Here is a 21,780-nt window from a genome sequence, read left to right on the forward strand (position 1 = left end):
CCCGTTGTATTATGTCCATTTAATTAACAGTAATAAAAATATCGTAACCATCGTAGAGACGTTCCGTCGGAACGTCTTTACTAGAACATGATATAATATTAAGTCCGGATAATCCGATTTGTGTGTACACGGTAGTCCCCCTGCCTTTTTCTAAATATCCCCACTTTGAAATATCCATTAAGATTCATTACAGCGATCGCTTTAAATTTAGTACACCAAACTAGAGATAATCAAATTGATACAGCTATGCGCTGTATGGCTGTAAGATTATACTTTGGTTAAAAAACTATGTTTTTGCGCCGTTTTCTGCTATTAGGGACTCTAATGGTAATTCTGCTACTTACGGTAGGATGTAATTTACAACAAGAAACTGTCATTCCCAAAAAACTGACTATTGGTGTGGTGAGCTATGAACAAGGAGCGGTTTCTCTAGACAAATACAATCGCTTCAAAGAGTACATAGCAGAAAAAACTCATTCAGTTGTAGAGCTAGAACCTACATACAACGAATTGCGGGCTATTGAGCAAATTCAACGCAAACAGTGGGATATTGTATTTGCACCTCCCGGTTTAGCAGCGATCGCAATCGACAAAGAACTTTACACTCCTTTATTTTCAACGGGAGGAGTCAGTAGCCGACAACGTTCTTTGCTTGTAGTCTTAGATAATAAACCAATTCAAAAGATAGCCGACTTAGCCAATAAGACCGTCGCTTTAGGACAAATAGGTTCCGCAGCTGGTTACTACGTTCCCTTGTATGACCTTTATGGTTTAACCCTCGCGCAAATCCGGTTTGCCCCGACTCCGAAAACAATACTACAATGGCTTAGTGAAGACAGCGTTGATGCTGGTGCTTTATCAGAGATGGATTTCGAGCTTTATCACAGTCAATTTACCACAATAAAGTTTAGAATTTTACACACAAGTAGATGGATTCCTTCAGGTGTTGTGCTGTTAGGATCAACTGTAGAACTTAATTTACAACAGCAAATTCAAAAAGCGATGAGTGAAGCACCAGCAGATATTACAGCAGATGCTGGTTATGTTCCTACTGCTAAAATACCTAACTACCAGCAGTTCATTAAATTAGTTGAAAAAGTTATACCATTGGAACAGCGAGTCAAGCAAACACCGGCAGTTCTACGCCATCCAGAACAATTTTAAAAAGAAAATGTTAGTCAGCAATAAGTTAACTAAGTATCATAAAAATTAACACTTGTCTTTTTTATCAACATACAGCAGATTTGAGGTAAATGAAGTACATATATAAAACCCCTCTCCTTGATTAGACGTAGCACAGAATAGTCTCTTGTATTCGATGAAAGCGGAATCTGCTGTAACTTAGTTAAAGATTTAATACTAATTTATGTAAATAAAAATTAATATCTGGAAATATTCTTTACTTTTGCCTTACTTCAACGACAAAAATTTATATATATCTATTTTCCCAAAAATCGCTAGGAGTGCGATGAGATGTCACAGTCTCCTTTAACAAAACCAGAAATAAGTTCTGGAACTCTAATTGATAATCGCTATACGATCCAAAAACTTCTTGGACAAGGAGGATTAGGACGAACTTACTTAGCCTTTGATACTCGTCGCTTTAATGAACCTTGTGTGCTCAAAGAATTTGCACCCATTGGTACAGGAGAGAGCGGACTAGAAAAATGTCGCGATTTATTCAAAAGAGAAGCAAAAATTCTTCATCAACTACAACACCCTCAAATTCCTAAATTCTTGGCTTGTTTTGAAGGAGATGGACGGCTGTTTTTGGTACAAGAATATGTTGACGGGCAAACATATTCAAAGCTGCTACAAAAGCTTCAAAAAGAGGGACGGAATTTTTCCGAAGACGAGATTATAAACTGGTTAAAAAACCTCTTGCTTATTTTGGAATATATTCACGAACATAACATTATTCATCGAGATATTTCTCCTGACAACGTTATGTTACCTGACAGCAAAAATGTCCCAGTGCTGATTGATTTTGGTGTAGGAAAACAAATTGCTGGGGAACTGAACAATACTATAAATTCAGACCAGGCGACCTTTGTTGGTAAAATGTCTCTTGTAGGAAAAGTGGGATATGCTCCCCGCGAACAAATTAGCTTAGGATTGTGTTCTCCTAGTAGCGACCTTTATGCTTTGGGAGTAACAGCTGCGGTGCTGCTAACAGGTCGAGATCCATGTCTACTAATGGATCAGTATTCTCTAGAATGGAAATGGCGTCTCTACAGCGATGTCAGCGATGCTTTTGCTGAAGTACTTGATAAAATGTTAGCAGATACGCCTAAAAACCGATACCAAACAGCAAAAGAAGTTCTCACCGATTTACAGTGTTTAAAACCGGAAGAGTTACAAAAAGAGATGAATAATGCACCTTCTGGGGTATTTGTGAAGGAACTTCTCACTGATTTACAGTGTTTAGAACCTGAAGAATTAGAAGGAGAGATGAATAATGCACCTACTGGGGTAACTGAACTTTACTCTTCTGAATTAAAAAGCCCGGATACCATCGACCAATCAGTAGTAAATTTTGATAGTTTGCTTATTCCCCCAAAAAAATCTCAACCTCAACCAGTAAACTCATTCAAACAGGGATTCATTAAGCTTTGTCAGGAACAGCTAGCTTACCACATCGGACCGATCGCCAGTTTGATTATAGAAGAGACATTAGCTGAAAATTCTGATATTTTGCCCGATGAATTGGTTAAATTGTTAGCGAAAGAAATTCCTGATTCGCAGACAGCATTTGAATTTCAACAATCATTTTTTTCTGATTATTAATAGTCAAGGATTAAGGAAACAACAGCTAACACTGAACTTTAAAGAGTTCAAGCATTAATTTGAATACTTTTCTTTCCGGTTCCTATATATTAATTAACTACCTGTATTTTCCGAACGACGTTTAATTCTTTTCATTGCCATTTCCAAACTTAATTGCATCCGTCTGAAAGCTCTGGCAAGTTGACCGATTTCATCATTAGATAATTGCTCAAATTGTACATCCATATGCCCTATACTGACTTCTTCCGCTATGCGAGTTATCCGTTTGAGAGGACGAACAACTTTTTGAGTCAAAAAGAGATTGACTAAAAAGATAACAGCAATAAAAACACTTGATACAATTAAGAGAATGACAAAAGAAGATTGATTAGCTTTGTTAATTACTTTACTTGCTGGTATTGAGATAATTTGAGAGCCAATAATTTCATTCATGTGCCACCCAAATCCATTAGCTGTGCCATAACGCTCAACCATACTTTTAGGTGCAATATCGGCTGAGGTATGACACTTCAGGCAGCTTTCTTGAGTAATAATCAGTGGACGAGCCATATAGAAGATATCCCCACCTGGCATTGAGCGGAATCCGCTTAATTCTTTGAGATCGCGTTTGTTTTTGAAATTGTTTATAGTTGTAGTCTCAAAATTATCAGCTTTATCTCGAAGATTAGTGGGATTAAGCGTGGCTTCTTTATAGAAAAAGTCCCTATACTTCGGATTTTTTCGCAGATGATCAAAAATCTCCCGTGCAGAGTACGCAGGCACACTTTGGGGCAAAAACTCAGCTTCTAGTTGATTGTCCAAAAGTGGCTTAACTTGAGTGTTAGTGTACTCACGTACAGAACTCATTGTTTCCATAAGCATGAAAGCGGTTGAATTAATATCATGTATCGCATTCTGCTTCAGGACAGAAGACAGAGCAAATCCACTTAAACTCATACCTAATACGAGAATTACAATAAGCAGAATTGTAAATTGTTGTTTCAAATTGAGATTTTTTAACATAATTGTGGCTCACTTGCAATTCAAATTTTTATTACCGAAGTACTTAAAGTTACATTTTACCTTTGACAGTAATTTATGTAGCTACAAAAGCGAAATGCACGATTCCGGACTATACCTCGATAAGTCGGTAAATAAGGTAGGGGGAAAAGTTATTATAATTTGAAATTTGGGATGGGTGGATTTTCTACTATAAAACCCTTATCCTCAAAGAGATTGAATAATTGAACTGTTAGAAGCCGAAAGTAAAATGGTGTGAAAGAAGTGAAAAATTATCTACCCTTCTACTCTAGGATGTATTCCAAAAACAAATAACAGTATTTGGTAATTGTTAACAATGGTGTGGAAACCGGGGCAGCCTTTATTTGGAGGGCGCTACATTATCGAAAGCAAACTAGGCGAAGGTGGAATTGGCATTACCTATCTTGCCAGAAACCAACGCAATGAATTACGAGTAATTAAAACCCTCAAAGAAGAAATTCTTAATCACCCGGTTTGGAAACAGCACCGCGACAAATTACGACAAGACTTTCGCAATGAAGCTGTTCACCTAGCTGTGTGTCGCCATCCTCATGTAGTGGAGGTGGAAACTATCTTCGATGAGGACAAATTTCCTTGCATGGTAATGGAATACGTTGAAGGAGAAGATTTAGGTCAGCGTTTGCGAAGGATGAGGTTGCTATCAGAAGCAGAAGCCTTATTATATATTCGACAAATTGGTGATGCGTTGACAGTAATTCACAATAAAGGCTTGCTGCATCGTGACCTCAAGCCGCGTAACATTATGCTTCGTTCTGGCAAATCAGAAGCAGTGTTGATTGACTTTGGTATTGCTAGAGATTTTATTCCTAATGTTATTCAAAAACATACAGTGTATCGCACTCCTGGTTTTGCCCCACCAGAACAATATGATTTAGTTGCACTACGGGGAGAATTTATTGATATTTACGCCCTTGCCGCTACTTTATATAACTTATTAACCGGAGTTGTGCCGACGAGTGCAGAAGACAGACGCAACAATATTCTCCTGCAACAACCGCAACACTTAAATCCGAATATAAGTGACAAAGTAAATCAGGCAATTATGCACGGTATGGATTTGCAGGCAAATTATCGCCCTCAATCCGTGCAGGAGTGGTTGAATTTATTGGTTGCTGGTGTTGGAGCACATGTACCATCAACAGTTAAAATATCTAGTCCACAAATCCCAAAACCTGCTGTAGTAGCTCCACTAGAGTGGCAATGCGTACACACTCTCAAAGGTCATACTAGCATGGTTCAGGCGATCGCTATTAGTCCTGATGGGCAACTAATTGCCAGTGGCAGTAATGATAATACTATCAAATTATGGCAACTAACAACCGGCAAATTATTACGTGATTTTAATCGTTGGTTTTCTGGACATTCCAGCATGGTTGATTCTCTCGCCTTTAGCCCAGACGGACAACTTCTTGCTAGCGGCAGTTGGGATGACACTATTAAATTATGGCAAGTAAATACAGGCAAACAAATCTCTACTTTCACAGGTCATTCTAACTGGGTTAATTCTGTCGCCTTTAGTCCAGACGGACAGATACTTGCTAGTGGTAGTGCTGACAACAGTATTAAATTATGGCAAGTAAATACAGGCAGACAAATCTCTACTCTCACAGGTCATTCCGATTTAGTTGGGTCAGTCGCCTTTAGCCAAGATGGAGAAATTCTCGCAAGTGGTAGTGCTGATTACACTATCAAACTTTGGCAAGTACACACAGGTAGAGAAATTTGCACTTTTACAAGTCATTTTTTCTATGTTAACTCTGTCGCCTTTAGTCCAGATGGACAATTACTTGCTAGTGGTAGTGGTGACAACACTGTCAAATTATGGCAAGTAAGTACAAATAAAGAACTTAGCACTCTCACTGGGCATTCCGACTCAGTTTGGTCAGTCGCTTTTAGTCCAGATAGGCAACTTCTTGCTAGTGCTAGTTGGGATAAAACTATCAAAATTTGGCACGCAAGTACAGCTAGAGAAATCTGCACTCTCACTGGTCATCTCAACTATGTCAGAACCGTTGCCTTCAGTCCAGATGGGCGAACCCTAGTTAGTGGTAGTGATGACGACACCATCAAGATTTGGCGACGAAAATAATATTAATATCTTATCGAAAATTTGAAGGAGCTTCCCATGATTCAGTAGGAGGGATTGCGATGGCGTACCCGCCGTAGGCGATCGCAGCGCTGAATAATGGTTTGCGTCCCTTCCTTGCCAAGTGGCATCCGCTATAGTCCGAGGGATAAAAATAGTTCACAACAACAGCATCAAAGTACTACAAAAGGAAATAAAATGAGTCTAAAAAATCGTATTTACTGAACAGGGGAAATTATGATCTTCGCTGCAATCGGTGCATCTTTGGAAGAGGTTTGGAGTACATTTTTTGCTATTTCTTGTAACTGTTGCTGGTTGATTTTGCCTTGAGTATTACGAGGTAATGTTGGGACGGAAATCCAGTGTTTAGGAATTTTGAATTTACAAAGTTGCTCTTTGAGTATGTTTTGAATTTCTAAGCTAGATATTTCTGCTTTTTTGGGAATATAAATGGCTGTTATCGCTTGTCCCCATTGTTCATCTGGGATGCCAATTACACAAACATCGTTTACCATTTGAGTTGCTCTGATGGCTGATTCAATTTCGATTGGATAGACGTTTTCACCACCGGAAATGATTTTATTACTGCTGCGTCCAAGAATATTTAAATGACCGTCGTTATCTATAAAGCCTAAATCATCAACTTGTAAATAATCTTGATTATTCCATATTTCTGGATAGTAACCAAGGGCTAGAGATTTAGACTTTATAATAATATTTCCTTTTTGGTTTGAATTCAAAACCTCGCCTTTTTCATTACAAATTGTTATTTGGGCATGAGGGAGGATTTGACCGCTGCTATTTTTACCCTTAAGGAAATCGTCGGGTTTGACTGTGGCAATTTGCGAAGCGGTTTCTGTCATTCCGTAAGTAGGTGCTAATCGAATACGGTAAAATCTCGCTTTTTCTAAAAGTTCATTCCAAGCTGGGGCACCTCCTAAAAGTACAGTTTTAAATTGGGATAGCCACGTTGTTAAATCTAGATTTTGTAGAAGACGTTGTAATTGTGTTGGAACTAAAGATATAAAAAATTGCGATGGTTCAATATCAGATATTTGATTTGATTCTATTTGTTTAAAGGGAAAAATAGCGAGTTTGCCACCAGTGGTAAAGGAACGCATAAATTGCATTAAACCGCTGACGTGATATAACGGTAATACACAAAATGAATTAACTTGATTTAACTGAAAATATTCGGTAAATCCTTTCACAGATGCCATGAGTGTATCCCAAGTATGGATGGCAAATTTAATCTTTCCCGATGAACCACCTGTGGGAATCATAATTGTATTGGAAATCGGTAATTGAGAATCAGAAACAATTCTGTTCCATCCTCCCGAATTGCCATCTCCTAAAATGAGGTTTGGTTGTACTAAATTAAATACTTCTTCCCATTCTTGTTTTCCCCAGTCGGGGTTACAAAGAAAAACTGGGCAATTAGCTGCACAAGCGGCAAGAAAGCCTGCTAAAAATCGCGTAGGTTCGCGTTCAGCTAAAAGGATTTTTTGTGGTGTTTTATATGCTGATAGTTCTAAATACAAGCTTTCAAATAATTGCTGAAAATCAAAGCGATCGCCTTTGAAAAGCCAATTATCATTTTGACCTTTGATATAATCTAAAATTTCCATAGATTTTCAAGCCAATTATCCTTCTCTTGTTCAAGTAAATGGTTAACACCAAACCCAACTGCGCGATGATGTTGAGATAATTCCGCAGCTAACTTAAGTGCAGCTTGTCTACCAATTTCAGTTTCAAATACTGATGAAAATACAGCATCAATTTTACAATCAAGGCAAAACTGACGCAGACGAGATGGTGAACCAACTATCCCAGGTTTAATTACAAAAATGTCTCGCCAACCTTGTTTGAAGCAGCATTCAAGTTGTTTGAGTGTGGCGACAGATTCATCTAAAGCTATCTTTGTTTGATGGAAATAAGACAATTCCAACATTCTTTGAAATTGATCTACAGATAGCGGTTGTTCGATAAATTCAATTGACACTCGGTTTTGATTTGCCTGAATATTATCACAAGTCCACAGCCATAAATTTGCATCTTCATAGCTGAGTCCCCCGTTTGCATCTAATCGCAGTTTTGCATCTGGTGGTAAAGCTTGAGTGAGTAACTCAAAAATTTTCAGTTCACAGGCGATCGCATACACTCCAATTTTCCATTTAAACGTGCGATATCCCTCTTCCCATAACGTCTGCCATTGTTCCAAAGCAGCCTCTCCTGCTGGTAATAAAGCACTGTAGGTGAGGGATGAGGGAGAGGGGAGGACAGGGAGACAAGGAGACAGGGGGACAAGGGGACAAGGAGAATAATTCTTCTTTCCCCCACTCCCTAGTCCCCGAAGCGCAGACTCAAAGCCAAATTGACAAGCGGGTAATTCATCTGGAATCGAGAAAACCGTCTCCTCAGTAATTTCCGTTGGTAGCTGACGACAAAATGATAAAGCTTGTTCTATGGTTTCGGAATCAAACCAGCTAATAGGGGCAATTTCTCCCCAGCCAATATTAGTTTCATCTCTGAGGCAAAGAATAATACCCTCGCGGATATCCCAAGTACCGTGACTCGTAGCGAGGGGACGTATGAATCTCCGTTGATAAGGACGAAACTCAAATTGATAGCGCATCAATTGTAAGTTGTTGGTGGGTAATGGGTAATGGGCAATGGGCATTGGGCATTGGTAATAATTCTTTTCCTTTCCCCCCTTCCCCTTTCCCCCTCTTCAAATTCCACTAAAGCATAAAACCCAAACCGAACAGCAAGCAACTCCAAAAATGCACGGCAACAGCGATGAATTTACAGTTGCTGACTTTTTCTGGCTGGTTATGATTTTGCAAAACGTGTTTGCATAGTTTGAGGGCAAAGGGTAAACTCAGCCAACTCAGTAATGTCCACACGGGGAACATCCCCAACAGTACAAACACCAAGCTGAGGGGATAAATACTTGCTGTAAACCAGGTTAAAACCTTGGCACCTCTGGCAGTACCGAGACGAACAATAGGCGATCGCTTGCCGGCAGCTATGTCATCCTTAACTTGGTGAAAGTGTGAACAAAATAAAATTAAACTCGTGGCAATCCCCACCAACACCGAAGCTGCTAAACTTGTCATGTTCCAGCTTTGGGTTTGACTGTAGTATGCTGCCGTCACTGCTAATGGACCAAAGGCGAAAAAGCAAAGAATTTCTCCTAAGCCCTGGTATCCTAAACGAAAGGGAGGTCCTTGGTACATGTAGCCTAAGGCACAGCACAACAAAATTATCCCTATCACAGTTAGGTCTTGCTGCCACCAAGCTATTCCTAGTATCCCCAGCAAACCTAATCCCAAACAAGAATTTCCTAACCAAAATATTAATGCTTTATTTGCTGTTAAATTTACCAGAGAATGATGTTTGTTTTTATCAATCCCCGTTTCGGAATCAAAGACATCATTACTGATATTTTCCCACGCCAAAATTAAAATTGCAGATGCTAAAAAAGTAGAAAAAACTACTCCATGAAAAATCTTGGTTTCCGCAAAAGCTACAGCAGTTCCTACCCAGATAGGCATAATCGCAACGCTGTACATCGGCGGTTTAATTGCCGCCATCCATAATTTTTTGTTGGGATATGAAATCAGCTTTGTAGTCATCTTGTGTAAGCAATTATGGTTTCAATCTTATACCAGAACAAAAGTCAGATGTGCAGCGATCGCTATTTTTTCTGTGACTGATTTGCCTTAAACTAGTCATGACCTGAAATGGTATTGCAACATCGTTATTTGCACTTAGCCACTACGCTGGTTAAACAGCGTCTGAATATGTTACCTGTAAAAATACGACCACGAAATATTGCACTTTAGGAAGATAACTTCAAAAAAGTTTACTAAATTTAGATCCATGACAGTTTCACCATGTCGCACCAACTTCAAAGTATATAACAAAGACCTATACGAATTTCTGTTAGCGGTTCAGGAGAATTGCCGTCAAAATCATTGTCGGCAGATTGTCAGTATTTCCCTGGAGATTGACTATGTTGATCCTTTGATAGTACTTCAACAATTTAATCAAGCAAATGAAATAAATTTTTACTTTGAGAATAGAGGCAAAAAAGAAGCGATCGCTGCCATCGATGCGATCGCCAAATTAGAAATCGCCGACAAAGAGCGTTTTCTTATAGCTGAAAATTTTATCAAAGATTGTCTCAAAAATATAATTAATTTCGGTAATACAAATTTACCTTTTTCTCGCGCTCACTTTTTTTGTTGCTTCAGTTTTTTTGATAAAAATGCCCAACTTGATTATCCATTTCCTGCGGCTAGCATTTTTCTACCCCGTTGGCAAGTAGCTGTGAAAAATGAACGGTGTATATTAGTTGCTAATACAATCATCAATGCCAGTGTCAATATTGAAAAAGTATTACATAACCTTTGTGAACAAGTCGAGAAAATTCAATCTTTAGAAGTAAGTACAATAAATCTTGATTTTTCTCGACGTAAATACAGTAAAAAAACTCTACCCAATCCTGATAAATTTAAACTTTCAGTTTTATCGGTATTGTCAAAAATCCGCTCTAATCACTTGAGTAAAGTTGTTTTAGCAGATGTCCTAGATGTCAAATCAAATCATAAATTTAATTTAGTTCAATCTTTAAACAATCTTCGACAATTACATCCTAATTGTTATGTATTTTCTACAAGTAATGGTAAGGGACAAAACTTTATTGGTGCAAGCCCAGAACGGTTAATTAGTATTCACCAACAACAATTAATTACTGATGCTTTGGCAGGTTCTGCACCTAGAGGTAAAACACCTGCTGAAGATGCAGCAAATGGCGATCGCTTGCTAAATAACGAAAAAGAAAGGCACGAACATTCACTAGTAATTGATTTTATCACGCAACGCCTATCTGAACTAGGTTTATTACCGCAAATGTTATCACCGCGTCTGCGACAATTATCTAACATTCAGCATTTATGGACACCAATTAGTGCTATAGTTCCCACTAACGTACACCCGTTAAAAATAGTCGCGCAATTGCATCCTACACCAGCCGTTGCTGGTGCAGCTAGAGATATTGCCTGTGCAGAAATTCTTCGTCATGAAAGCTTTGAGAGGGGTTTGTATGCGGCACCACTGGGTTGGGTTGATTCTGAGGGTAACTGTGAGTTTATTGTCGGAATTCGTTCGGCGCTGATTGATGGCGATCGCGCTAGACTTTATGCAGGTGCAGGTATCGTCGCCGGTTCCGATCCCGACAAAGAACTAGCAGAAATTCAACTTAAACTTCAGGCTTTATTGAAAGCATTAGTTTAAATAAAAACGCCACAATCGTCGTAGAGACGTTCCGTCGGAACGTCTTTACAATAGTAGGGTGCGTTAACGAAGTAACGCACCTTGTAAATGCACATCGACCGCTATGCTTATAATGCGTTACCCAAAACCCTTGATTAGATGTAGTAGTGCTACGTCTCTACATTCATTTTCACTCCTATGTCTAACCAATTCTGGTGCGTTACACTTCGTTAACACACCCTACATTTAAAGTTTAGCTAGCTACTGATTATTCATAGGAACCGTAAAGCCAATTACCAGAACTATTGACATCTTCACTGATATGAAACTCTTTGGAGGCTTGAACATATTCATCGCGTGAAATATGTCCATCAGCGTTGCTATCTAAATGCACAAAAGCTGTTTCAGCATCTTTTTCAGTCAGACCAATGGCTACAAAAAAATGGTTATATTCGCTCTTGCTAATTTGATCGTTATTATTAGCATCCAAAATGTCGAATATCACATTAGCTTTAGCAGTGTGAGCGTTTTGAAGTTCTGTTGAATTAGAAAAATTATTAATTGAATTCTCTACCACCTTCAAGTATTCTTCTAAGCTAACTTTACCATCGCCATTAATATCAGCCGGTTGCCAAAAATTCGTCCATATTGCTGAATATTTTGCTTGTAAGTCTAGAAATTCTGATGAGTCTGGTTGCCAATTACGCAGTTTAGCAAGATTGCTAGCACAACGTTCTAGATCAATTGGTTCTACAAAACCACTTCCATCTAAATCGTATACCTGAAAATTTTTAGTGTGTTTTTTTTGCAATAGTTGACTTAACATTTGTATTAGTCCTGCTATTTTTACATATCGAATTATACCTCTACAGGGCAAACACACCATGTCAAAAAAAGGATTTTATTCTCAATCGACTCTAAAATAGTCGCATTAATGCCTGCTTATTGACACAAGTTTAGCGTAGGTGTAGCCCGTCGTAGCGATCGCTTTGAGTCTTGGAAACTAAACCAATTTAAGACCAAATTTTTGTGTAATTAATTTTGTCCGACTACTTAACTAGCAACTTGGGTTACTATTTCAAATCTCTATGAGTAAAAGATTTAGCATTCTTCCCAGTGTAAGTATTTACAACATGACCATCGCCAATCATTTGATATTTGTATGTTATCAAACCTTCTAAACCGACGGGACCCCGAGGTGGCATTTGTTGAGTACTAATTCCCACTTCTGCACCGAAACCATAGCGGAAACCATCAGCAAAGCGAGTAGAACAGTTGTGGTAAACTCCAGCTGCATTTACTAGCGCTAAGAAACTTTTTGCTGCTTCTACATCTTCAGTAATAATCGCTTCGGTATGACGAGAACCATAATCGTTAATATGTGCGATCGCATCTCCTAAAGAATCAACAATCTTAATTGACAAAATCAAATCACTGTATTCTGTTTCCCAGTCTTCTTCTGTTGCCGCTACAATATCAGGCAAAATTTCCCGGCTGCGTTCATCTCCTCTTAATTCCACATTAACTTTTTGTAACGCATCAGCAACTTTTGGTAAAAATGTTGTCGCAATATCCGAGTGAATTAACAAGGTTTCAATGGCATTGCAAGCAGCCGGATATTGAATTTTAGAATCAATTGTAATCGTCACAGCTTTGGCAATATCAGCAACTTTATCTATATAAAGATGACAAATTCCATCCGCGTGACCTAATACAGAAATGCGGGTATTTTCCTGGACAAATCGCACAAAAGAATTAGAACCTCTAGGAATAATTAAATCTACATATTTATCTAACTTCAAAAGTTCTAAAGTTTCTTCTCTCGTTGTCAGCAACTGCACCGCATCCGGGTTAACAGCAGTTTGGGATAAACCTTGTTTAATTGCTTTAACTATCGCTTCGCAAGAACGAATCGCTTCTTTTCCACCTTTGAGAATAACACCATTTCCCGACTTAATAGCTAAAGAAGCAATTTGAATTGCTGCTTCTGGACGCGCTTCAAAAATAACACCCAAAACGCCTAAAGGACAAGTAATTCGCTTGAGAATTAAGTTCGTATCAATTTCGCGATGAATCTGCACCGCACCAACTGGATCGTCTAGTTTACCTACATCTCGTACCCCAGCGATCGCATCTCTTAACTTATGTTCATCCAACTGCAAGCGCTTGTAAAGCGGTTTGGCAATTCCTTCAGTAGCTGCCGCTTCACAATCTGTAATATTCGCTTGTAAAATTTCATCTTTCGCCGATTCTAAAGCAATAGCGATCGCTTCAATCGCTTGATTCTTCACTTCGCTAGAGAGAATCCCTAACTTACTAGCAGCAAGTCGGGTTTTTTGAGCGATCGTAATTAAATCCGAGGTATCAACTTGGGAAATACTCATACCACAAAACTTTTTGCATTTACCCAATTTTATCAATCTTAGGCGATTTTGAAGCTGCATCAAAAACATCGTTTATTAGAGTAGTGTTTGATGCGTGTTGTCGCATCGCATATTTCCCTACGTCAGTTTTCACTTTTATTAGACTATACTAATCCCGTAGAGACGTTCCACCGGAACGTCTCTCAATGGTCAGTGAAATTTATGACATTTGCCGCTAAAAATAAATGTGGCATAACTATGATTTTGCTTACTGTCAGAGCATTTCGCAATTATTGATTTTTGAATTAATCCTTTAATTGCATAATTGGACTTCACTCACACCTATTAAAAATATAGATCAAGGTTACAGTATAAGCCTTGTTTCGCTTGTGCCTGATACGCTTTTCTAACTTTCGATTTTCCCCCAACATTTACTTTTTTTGGAGAATTATAATGGAATCTACCAACGATGTTTCTGCTAAACTCAACAAACCTGTATTGAAAGAAGGTTCCACAGGTGATGCAGTCAAAGAACTGCAAGAACTTCTCAAAAAATACAATACTTACGCAGGTGCCATTGATGGTTTATTTGGTGCTCTGACGAAAAAAGGTGTCATAGCCTTTCAACATCGCGTATTTCTCGAAGAAGATGGTATTGTTGACGATAATGCTTGGAGAGCTTTGTTTAAAGGTGCGCCAGTCGATATGCCAATTTTGAAGAAAGGCAGCAAAGGCGACTTGGTGATAATTGTTCAGAATATTCTCAAGTCTACCAAAGATTATAACGGTGCGATCGACGGTGAATTTGCTTCTAAGCTAGAACGTGCGGTGAAGCACCTGCAAAGACGTACTGAGTTGCCTGATGATGGCATTGTTGAAGATCGCACTTGGTTCGAGTTAAGCAAAATTCCGCATTAAACCGTCACAAGAGACGTAGCAATGCTACGTCTCTACAAGACGTTTCACCGAAACGTCTCTACAATATGTGATTTGTCGGACATGATATAAAAACACTCCCCTCCCCTACTTACGCGATTCACAGATAAAAATTAAAGAAACTTTATATAAATAGTGAAAACACATATCTACATATGTGTCGAAAAATTTTTCCGTAATTGCGGTGGCGATCGCTGTATCTATTGAGTATTGATAGATAAATACTACTCCTCCTAAAGGGAGACACTATGTCACTGCAATCTGGAATAGATGCCTTTAAAATCGGACGTTATCAAGAAGCGATCGAATTACTAGAAGAATTCAGTCGAAATTGTGTTGATGAAATTTCTCCAGGCTATTTAAACGCGCAGATGTGGCTGTTGAAAGCGTATCAAGCCACTGGAAAAATTGAAAAAGCTAGGGAACTGTGTCAGCAGTTAATGAGCAGCGATAATTTAGAGATACGCGCTTGGGCAGAAAAAGCTTACCCTACTTTACCTCAGCCTTTAAAAACGCCATCTCGCAGCGATCGCGCTCCTACATCTGGTGTTAACTTAGCGATGAAGGGTGTCGGTGGTAGTTTAGCACTAGCATCTGGTGTCACCCTCACCTTGCTGTTTGGCATGGTGTTCGTTTTAGGTTTAGCCCTGGTATTCATTGTCAACAGCGATGCACCTGTAAATGGACTAGCGATCGCTCTAGCGATCGCTGTTATTTTCAACCTCGCTGCCTTCTTTCTGTCTCCCTTTTTGATGGACTTAACCCAAAATTGGCTCTACCATACTCGTTGGGTAGACTTGGCAGAAGTTGAAAATCTCAGTCCAGAAACAGCCAGAGTAATTCGTCGCGTTTGTCAGCAGAAAAAATTAAAAATTCCCCGTTTGGGAATCATTGACGACGAAAACCCCACGGCTTTTACTTACGGATCATTACCCAATAGCGCTCGCTTAGTAGTTAGTCACGGACTTTTCACCTATTTAGATGATGATGAAATTGCTACCGTCTACGCCCACGAATTAGGACACATCGTCCACTGGGACTTTGCGGTAATGACAGTAGCTTCCACCCTAGTGCAAATTTGCTATTTGATTTACATCACAGCTAGAAACCTTGGGCGTGGGGGCGGTGATAGTAAAATCAAAGATGCGGCACAAACTGCTGCTCTAGCGGCATATGTGTTTTACTTTATCGGTACATATTTAGTACTGTACCTCTCCCGCACACGAGAATACTTTGCTGACCACTTTGCCGCAGAAACCACCGGCAACCCCAACGGACTTTCCCGCGCTTTAGTGAAAATAGCCTACGGCATTTTAGAAGAAGGTTCGCGATCAAAAGAACCCAGCCGCTTAATTGAAGGTACTCGCGCTTTGGGTATTTACGATCATAAAGCGGCTGCGTCTACCGGAACCGCTTACCGCATTGCTTCCGATCCGCAAAAAATCGGTCGCGTCTTTTTGTGGGATATGTTTAATCCGTGGGGTTGGTGGATGGAGTTAAATTCCACTCATCCCCTGACTGGAAAACGAGTCCGCGCTCTGAGCACCTATGCAGAACAGCTAGGTTTACCAACTGAGTTCGATATGGGACGAGTTATTGGTGAAGGCAAAACTCTGAATAAAAGTAAGCTTTATGGCAGCTTCTTCTTAGATGTTATCCTGTACGGTGCTGAAACCATTGGGTTTGTCGCCGGCTTAGTTATTGGGGCTATTCTTTGGTCAAGTTCACAAAACCCAGGTTTGATGCTGGGTATACCATTCATCGGCTTAGGTGTAGGAGTGGTAATCAAAGCCTTTATTATGTTCCCTAGCTACAGCCAAGCCCCAGAAACTGACGTTCTCACCTTGATGTCAGATCCTTATGCTAGTCCGTTGCGTGGAAGACCTGCGAAACTGGAAGGTAGACTAATTGGTCGTGGTGATTCCGGTTATAAATTTGGTTCTGACTTGAAAATCCAAGACCGTAGCGGAATGCTTTATTTGCATTATGCTTCGCGCTTTGGTCCGATTGGTAACTTCTTGTTTGGAATGAAACGAGTTGAAAGCTTGATTGGTGAATCAGTTGGTGCGGTAGGTTGGTTCCGTCGAGGTGTGGCACCGTGGATGGATTTAAGTCAACTTAACAGTGAAAGCGGCACCATTGTCAACAGTTACCATCGCTTTTGGTCATTCGTCTTCGGTGGCGGATCGATTATCTTAGGAGTGGTCATTACATTGTTTATGACCGGCAGATAGCTAAATTTTAGCTTGCTGTCAGAGCATTTCTAATTTATCCAAGCTGTAATTACAAAGGAGGTGGTGAGTCAATACGGTTCGGTTAAGGTGCATAGTCCTTAAAGATCCCCCTTACTCCCCCTTAAAAAGCTACGGTGTACACACAAATCGCAAAAACCTCACCCTCGCTTTTAGCTACGCTAAAATCTTTCCCTCTCCTTGTTAAGGAGAGGGATGTCCGGAACGGACAGGGTGAGGTTTTTAAGATTTTGGGTAATTTGATGAGTTGTGTATACACCGTAGCCTTAAAAAGGGGGAAATAGAGCTATTCTTAGCCTGCCTTAAAAAGGGGGGTTGGGGGGATCGAGTCTTATCCGAAACGTATTGGGTGGTGAGTAACTGCCTCCTTTTATTGTGTGGGTTAGATTGCAATATGCTTGGTGTTATATCATCTCAGGTAAATTAACTATGCGTTATCACAAAGCCAAGAGACGTAGCACTGCTACGTCTCTACATTTATTTTCAAATTGAGACGCTTTCTGTTTGTTGTGCATCTTCAGTTTTTTTCGCAACGATTGGAAGATGCACAATATGGACTGAACAAGGTGCATGGTGAAGAACATAGTTACTGACGCTGCCTAAAAATAGTTCTTTTAAACCAGTGTTACCCCGACGCCCCATAATAATTAAGTCAGCACCCCAACTACGGCTGACATCACAAATGCAGCGACCAGGATTGCCAGAATTTTGGCTAAATTCAGTAGTGACACCTGCTATGTCTGCTTGGGCATAATAAGATTTTAACATCTCTAGACTTTGGTGTTTAAAAGCGTTCCATTGCTCTTGGTAAACTTCCAAGGTTTGACTCTGCACTGCTGAATAGTAGTTCAAACCAGAGTATCCGGAGTATACAATAGGCACATATGGACTGCCTTCTTCTTCAGTAGAAAGAACGTGTAACAGCATTAAGCTAGCTTGTGTAACCTTCGCTAAAGCCAACGCTTGTTCAAAAATCTGCTTGCTCAATTCAGAGCGATCTAATGCAACGAGAATTTTGTTAATAAACATATAGACACCGTTTTTTTAGCAATAGTTATCATTTATTAGAGGGGGCAGGCGATCGCCCGGACAGCATGTCTTTCCTCTTATACTTATGTTATAGACAAACAATTTGAGGATCTTGTGAGGAAAGGGGGACAAGGCGACAAGGCGACAAGGGGACAAGGCGACAAGGGGGAGATGAGAAACTGTCAGACTCTTGAACTTTCTTGTGGTGCGATCGCGCGTTGATGAAAGCTCAAAACCTAGTACTATATACATCAGTACTTTCTCATGCCACACGGAAAGCAAAAATAGCTTTATGTCAGAGCTCACTCCACCTACAATCAAGCCAAACGTTGCTCATTTCTCCTCTGGACCTTGTGCGAAACGACCGGGTTGGTCTGTTTCCCAACTTGAAAAAGCCTGTGTAGGTCGCTCTCATCGCTCTGAAGCTGGTAAAGCCAAATTAGCAGAAGTGATTGAGCGTTCTAAAAAAATCCTCGGTGTTCCCGCAGATTATCGCTTGGGTATCGTTCCGGCTTCGGATACAGGCGCTGTGGAAATGGCGTTATGGTCGCTCTTGGGAAAACTTCCCGTAGATATTTTAGCATGGGAAAGCTTCGGGCAGGAATGGGTTAAAGATGTTTTAGATGAGTTGAAATTGCCAGAAACTCGTCATTTGAAAGCAGATTATGGTAAATTACCAGACTTAAACGAAGTTGACTTTCAAAAAGATATTGTGTTTTTGTGGAATGGTACCACCTCTGGTGTCAGGGTAGAAAATGGTGATTGGATTAAAAGCGATCGCTCCGGATTGACAATTTGTGATGCGACTTCTGCGGTTTTCGCAATGGAAGTACCTTGGGAAAAGCTCGATGTAGTGACTTACTCCTGGCAAAAAGTATTGGGAGGAGAAGCTCAACATGGAGTAATTGTCCTTTCTCCCCGTGCAGTGGAACGTTTAGAAAGTTATAATCCTGAACGCGCAATACCTAAGTTATTTCGCCTGACACAAAAAGGTAAACTAATTGAAGGCATTTTCAAAGGTGACACCATCAACACACCATCGATGTTGTGTGTCGAAGATGCCCTGGATGGGTTGAAATGGGCTGAGAGCATTGGTGGACTTCCTGGTTTAATTAGCCGCAGTGAAGCAAATTTGCAAGCGATCGCTAAATGGGTTGAACAAAGTTCTTGGGCAGGTTTCTTAGCAGAAAAGGTAGAAAATCGCTCTTGTACCTCAATTTGTCTGAAGATAGTGGATTCCTGGTTTACCGGCTTAACTCCAGAAGAACAAGCAAAATGCGCGAAGAAATTAGCGAAACTTTTAGAAAAGCAAGAAGTAGCTTTTGATATCGCTTCCTATCGCTCCGCACCTCCCGGATTGCGGATTTGGGGTGGTGCCACAGTCGAAACCGCAGACATTGAAGCTTTGCTTCCCTGGTTGGATTGGGGATACGCTACCGTCAAAGCCGAACTTGAGAAAGCAGTGTAATTTGGGCATGGAGTAATGGGCAATGGGCATAGGGCAAGAGAATTGAGTAAAAGGTTATTTAATACGCTCAATTTGTGATTAAAAATCTGACTCTTCTTTCCATGCCCAATGCCCGATGCCCATTACTCCAATCCCTATTTCAACAACCTCAAACCACTCAGAGTAACCAATACTGTAGAACCTTCGTGTCCAATTACACCAAGGGGTAAGTTAACATTACCGAGAAAATTACCTACCAAAAGCAGAATAATAAAAGATAGAGCAACTGTTATATTCTGCTTAATTATGCCATGCGATCGCCTCCCCAAAGCGATCGCCACTGCAAGCTTCTCCAGTCGGTCTGCCATCAATACAATATCTGCGGTTTCCAATACTACATCACTTCCCGCAACTCCCATCGCAATACCTACAGATGCCTGAGCTAATGCTGGTGCATCATTAATACCATCACCCACCATTGCCACTGTTTTATACTGCTTTTGCAAACGTCGGATTACATCCAATTTATCCTCTGGCAAAAGTTCTGCATATACTTGATTTATACCCACAGCTTGCGCCACACTATCAGCAGTGCGCTGATTATCGCCAGTTAACATAACGATTTGTTCAACTCCCAAAGCCTTTAAGCGAGCGATGGTTGCAGCAGCTTCTGATCTCAATTCGTCGGCGATCGCTATTAATCCTATCACGTCAAATGCAGGACAAGGGGACAAGGGGACAAGGTGATAAGGGGACAAGGAGAATAATTCTTTCCCCCCATCTCCTTGTCCCCCCATCCCCCCATCTCCCCATCCCCCCTGCGCTACCCAAACGACTGTCTTACCTTGTTGCTCCAACACAGAAGCAGATTTTTGCAACTCTTCCGGTAAACTTATGACATGCTTCTGCACAAAAGCAGCATTCCCGACAATTACCTTTTGGTCTTGGTTGATACCGACAATTCCCTGTCCGGGAATAGCTTGCACTTCAACGGCACTCACCCAATTTAAATCAGCAGCGGCTTTGACAATCGCTTTACCGATCGCATGTTCGGAAACTGATTCTACGGTTGCGGCAACTTTCAATACATCAGCTTGCGAATAATTACCAGCAGGAATAACTTGAAATACTTCGACAATTCCTGTAGTTAGAGTACCAGTTTTATCGAAAGCGATCGCTCTCACTTTCCCCATCATTTCTAATTGACTACCATTTTTAAACAAAATCCCCTGTTTTGCACCATTTGCAATTCCCGACAACAGCGTTGGCATTATTGCTGCCATCAATGCACAAGGAGAAGCTACCACCAAAAAAGTCAGCGCTCGATAAATCGTTGTTTCCCAATCCCAACCTAAAAGAAACGGTGGTAAAGTAGCTAGCAACACCCCAGCAATCACAATGAAGCGTGCATAACCTCGTTCAAATCTCTCAATAAACTGTTGGGAAGGTGGTTCTTCTGTTTGCGCTTGCTCTACTAATTTAATCACACGTTGAATCAAACTACTTTCCGGTGGTTGATGCACCTTCAACTTCAGCGCACCATAACCATTAAGTGTACCTGCAAACACTTCCTCACCCACCGTCTTTTCTACAGGTAAAGATTCCCCGGTAATCGCAGCTTGATTGATGCTGCTGTAACCTGATAAAATCACTGCATCGGTAGGAATTAACTCTCCCGGTTTCACGACAATTTCATCCCCTACCTTTAACTGGGAAATCAAAACTTCTTCTTCCCTTCCCTGACGCAAAACCATTGCGATATCTGGTGTCAAACTCATCAAACTGCGGATACTCCGCTCAGTGTGTCGCATTGCGTAACCTTCGAGGGTGCCACTTATGGCAAAGATGAGAATCAAAATTGCCCCATCAACAATTAGGTGGTATTCCCGTTGCCATAAACCTAAACTAGCAGCGCCCACAGCCGCCACAATCATGAGTAAATCTACATCGAGTTCTTTTTCTTTAAAAAGTGTAGTTAATCCCTCCCGCGCACTTTCGTAGCCACCAATCACATAAGCTGCGGGGAGTAGCAGCAATGCCAATCCTAAAAAATTGAGATGTAAGGCGATCGCACCAACAAGTAATAATAGACCACAAGCGATCGCGGCTACGGTATCTGAATGTTCTTTGGTGAATTGAGTTAAGCGTTCTGGGTAGAGCATGAAAGTTGAATCAACACATACTCTCTCACCCTAAACCTTGACATTAGTGTTAATGTCAATAGTGCTGAGGATTTGCGATATGGCTTGCATTGTGAATGCAGAGCCTCGTTATGTTAATGCAGAGCCTCGTTATGTTAATGCAGAGCCTCGTTATGTTAATGCAGAGCCTCGTTATGTTAATGCAGAGCCTCTGTTATGTTAATGCAGAGCCTCGTTATGTTAATGCAGAGCCTCGTTATGTTAATGCAGAGCCTCGTTATGTTAATGCAGAGCCTCGTTATGTTAATGCAGAGCCTCGTTATGTTAATGCAGAGCCTCGTTATGTTAATGCAGAGCCTCGTTATGTTAATGCAGAGCCTCGTTATGTTAATGCAGAGCCTCGTTATGTTAATGCAGA

General features: G+C 40.4%; 15 protein-coding genes. 7 read left to right on the top strand and 8 right to left on the bottom strand.

Translation table 11 applies throughout. From position 1 onward, the window contains the following. The first annotated feature begins 288 nt into the window (after window positions 1–288). Window positions 289–1,164 carry a phosphate/phosphite/phosphonate ABC transporter substrate-binding protein gene (locus TOL9009_RS0134130; protein ID WP_029637828.1) on the top strand — a complete coding sequence of 292 codons (876 nt, stop codon included), beginning with the start codon at window positions 289–291 and terminating at the stop codon, window positions 1,162–1,164. 309 nt (window positions 1,165–1,473) lie between these two features. After that, window positions 1,474–2,787: a serine/threonine-protein kinase gene (locus TOL9009_RS0134135; RefSeq protein ID WP_029637829.1), complete on the top strand. Its 1,314-nt coding sequence runs from the start codon at window positions 1,474–1,476 to the stop codon at window positions 2,785–2,787. Window positions 2,788–2,880: 93 nt separating this feature from the next. On the opposite strand, the gene TOL9009_RS0134140 is transcribed toward TOL9009_RS0134135, so the two are convergent. Next, window positions 2,881–3,789 (bottom strand): Tll0287-like domain-containing protein, encoded by a 909-nt coding sequence (locus TOL9009_RS0134140; protein WP_029637830.1) that lies wholly within the window; start codon window positions 3,787–3,789, stop codon window positions 2,881–2,883. 334 nt (window positions 3,790–4,123) lie between these two features. On the opposite strand from TOL9009_RS0134140, the gene TOL9009_RS0134145 reads away from it, so the two are divergent. Then, window positions 4,124–5,917, top strand: a complete 1,794-nt coding sequence (locus tag TOL9009_RS0134145; protein ID WP_029637831.1) for a serine/threonine-protein kinase — start codon at window positions 4,124–4,126, stop codon at window positions 5,915–5,917. A 215-nt stretch (window positions 5,918–6,132) separates the two neighbouring features. Here TOL9009_RS0134145 and TOL9009_RS0134150 read toward each other — a convergent pair whose 3' ends face one another. From TOL9009_RS0134150 to menA, 3 genes are all read right to left on the bottom strand, one after another. Then, the gene (locus TOL9009_RS0134150; protein ID WP_029637832.1) at window positions 6,133–7,542 is read right to left on the bottom strand and encodes a 2-succinylbenzoate--CoA ligase; all 1,410 of its coding nucleotides are present in this window, start codon (window positions 7,540–7,542) and stop codon (window positions 6,133–6,135) included. Further along, window positions 7,530–8,549 (bottom strand): o-succinylbenzoate synthase, encoded by a 1,020-nt coding sequence (locus tag TOL9009_RS0134155; protein WP_029637833.1) that lies wholly within the window; start codon window positions 8,547–8,549, stop codon window positions 7,530–7,532. Before TOL9009_RS0134155 ends, TOL9009_RS0134150 begins: the two co-directional genes overlap by 13 nt. Window positions 8,550–8,655: 106 nt before the next feature. Then, window positions 8,656–9,552, bottom strand: a complete 897-nt coding sequence (gene menA / locus TOL9009_RS0134160) for a 2-carboxy-1,4-naphthoquinone phytyltransferase (RefSeq protein ID WP_029637834.1) — start codon at window positions 9,550–9,552, stop codon at window positions 8,656–8,658. 247 nt (window positions 9,553–9,799) lie between these two features. On the opposite strand from menA, the gene TOL9009_RS0134165 reads away from it, so the two are divergent. Next, complete coding sequence (locus tag TOL9009_RS0134165) at window positions 9,800–11,215, top strand: isochorismate synthase (RefSeq protein ID WP_029637835.1); 1,416 nt, start codon at window positions 9,800–9,802, stop codon at window positions 11,213–11,215. Window positions 11,216–11,462: 247 nt separating this feature from the next. Here the strand turns inward: TOL9009_RS0134165 and TOL9009_RS0134170 are convergent, their stop codons facing one another. Together TOL9009_RS0134170 and TOL9009_RS0134175 are read right to left on the bottom strand one after the other, a co-directional pair. Beyond that, window positions 11,463–12,020 (bottom strand): EF-hand domain-containing protein, encoded by a 558-nt coding sequence (locus tag TOL9009_RS0134170; RefSeq protein WP_029637836.1) that lies wholly within the window; start codon window positions 12,018–12,020, stop codon window positions 11,463–11,465. A 247-nt stretch (window positions 12,021–12,267) separates the two neighbouring features. Then, window positions 12,268–13,578: a glutamate-5-semialdehyde dehydrogenase gene (locus TOL9009_RS0134175; RefSeq protein ID WP_029637837.1), complete on the bottom strand. Its 1,311-nt coding sequence runs from the start codon at window positions 13,576–13,578 to the stop codon at window positions 12,268–12,270. A 432-nt stretch (window positions 13,579–14,010) separates the two neighbouring features. On the opposite strand from TOL9009_RS0134175, the gene TOL9009_RS0134180 reads away from it, so the two are divergent. Further along, the gene (locus TOL9009_RS0134180) at window positions 14,011–14,475 is read left to right on the top strand and encodes a peptidoglycan-binding domain-containing protein (protein WP_029637838.1); all 465 of its coding nucleotides are present in this window, start codon (window positions 14,011–14,013) and stop codon (window positions 14,473–14,475) included. A 266-nt stretch (window positions 14,476–14,741) separates the two neighbouring features. Further along, window positions 14,742–16,727, top strand: a complete 1,986-nt coding sequence (locus TOL9009_RS0134185) for a zinc metalloprotease HtpX (RefSeq protein WP_029637839.1) — start codon at window positions 14,742–14,744, stop codon at window positions 16,725–16,727. Between the two features lie 501 nt (window positions 16,728–17,228). On the opposite strand, the gene TOL9009_RS0134190 is transcribed toward TOL9009_RS0134185, so the two are convergent. Further along, window positions 17,229–17,774 (bottom strand): universal stress protein, encoded by a 546-nt coding sequence (locus TOL9009_RS0134190; RefSeq protein ID WP_029637840.1) that lies wholly within the window; start codon window positions 17,772–17,774, stop codon window positions 17,229–17,231. 292 nt (window positions 17,775–18,066) lie between these two features. Here TOL9009_RS0134190 and TOL9009_RS0134195 point away from each other — a divergent pair, with 292 nt between their 5' ends. Further along, window positions 18,067–19,242: a phosphoserine transaminase gene (locus tag TOL9009_RS0134195; RefSeq protein ID WP_029637841.1), complete on the top strand. Its 1,176-nt coding sequence runs from the start codon at window positions 18,067–18,069 to the stop codon at window positions 19,240–19,242. Window positions 19,243–19,376: 134 nt separating this feature from the next. On the opposite strand, the gene TOL9009_RS0134200 is transcribed toward TOL9009_RS0134195, so the two are convergent. Beyond that, window positions 19,377–21,383, bottom strand: coding sequence for a heavy metal translocating P-type ATPase (locus tag TOL9009_RS0134200; protein WP_029637842.1), 2,007 nt, complete (start codon window positions 21,381–21,383; stop codon window positions 19,377–19,379). Window positions 21,384–21,780: the final 397 nt, after the last annotated feature.

Source organism: [Scytonema hofmanni] UTEX 2349, assembly GCF_000582685.1.
GTDB lineage: Bacteria > Cyanobacteriota > Cyanobacteriia > Cyanobacteriales > Nostocaceae > Hassallia > Hassallia hofmanni.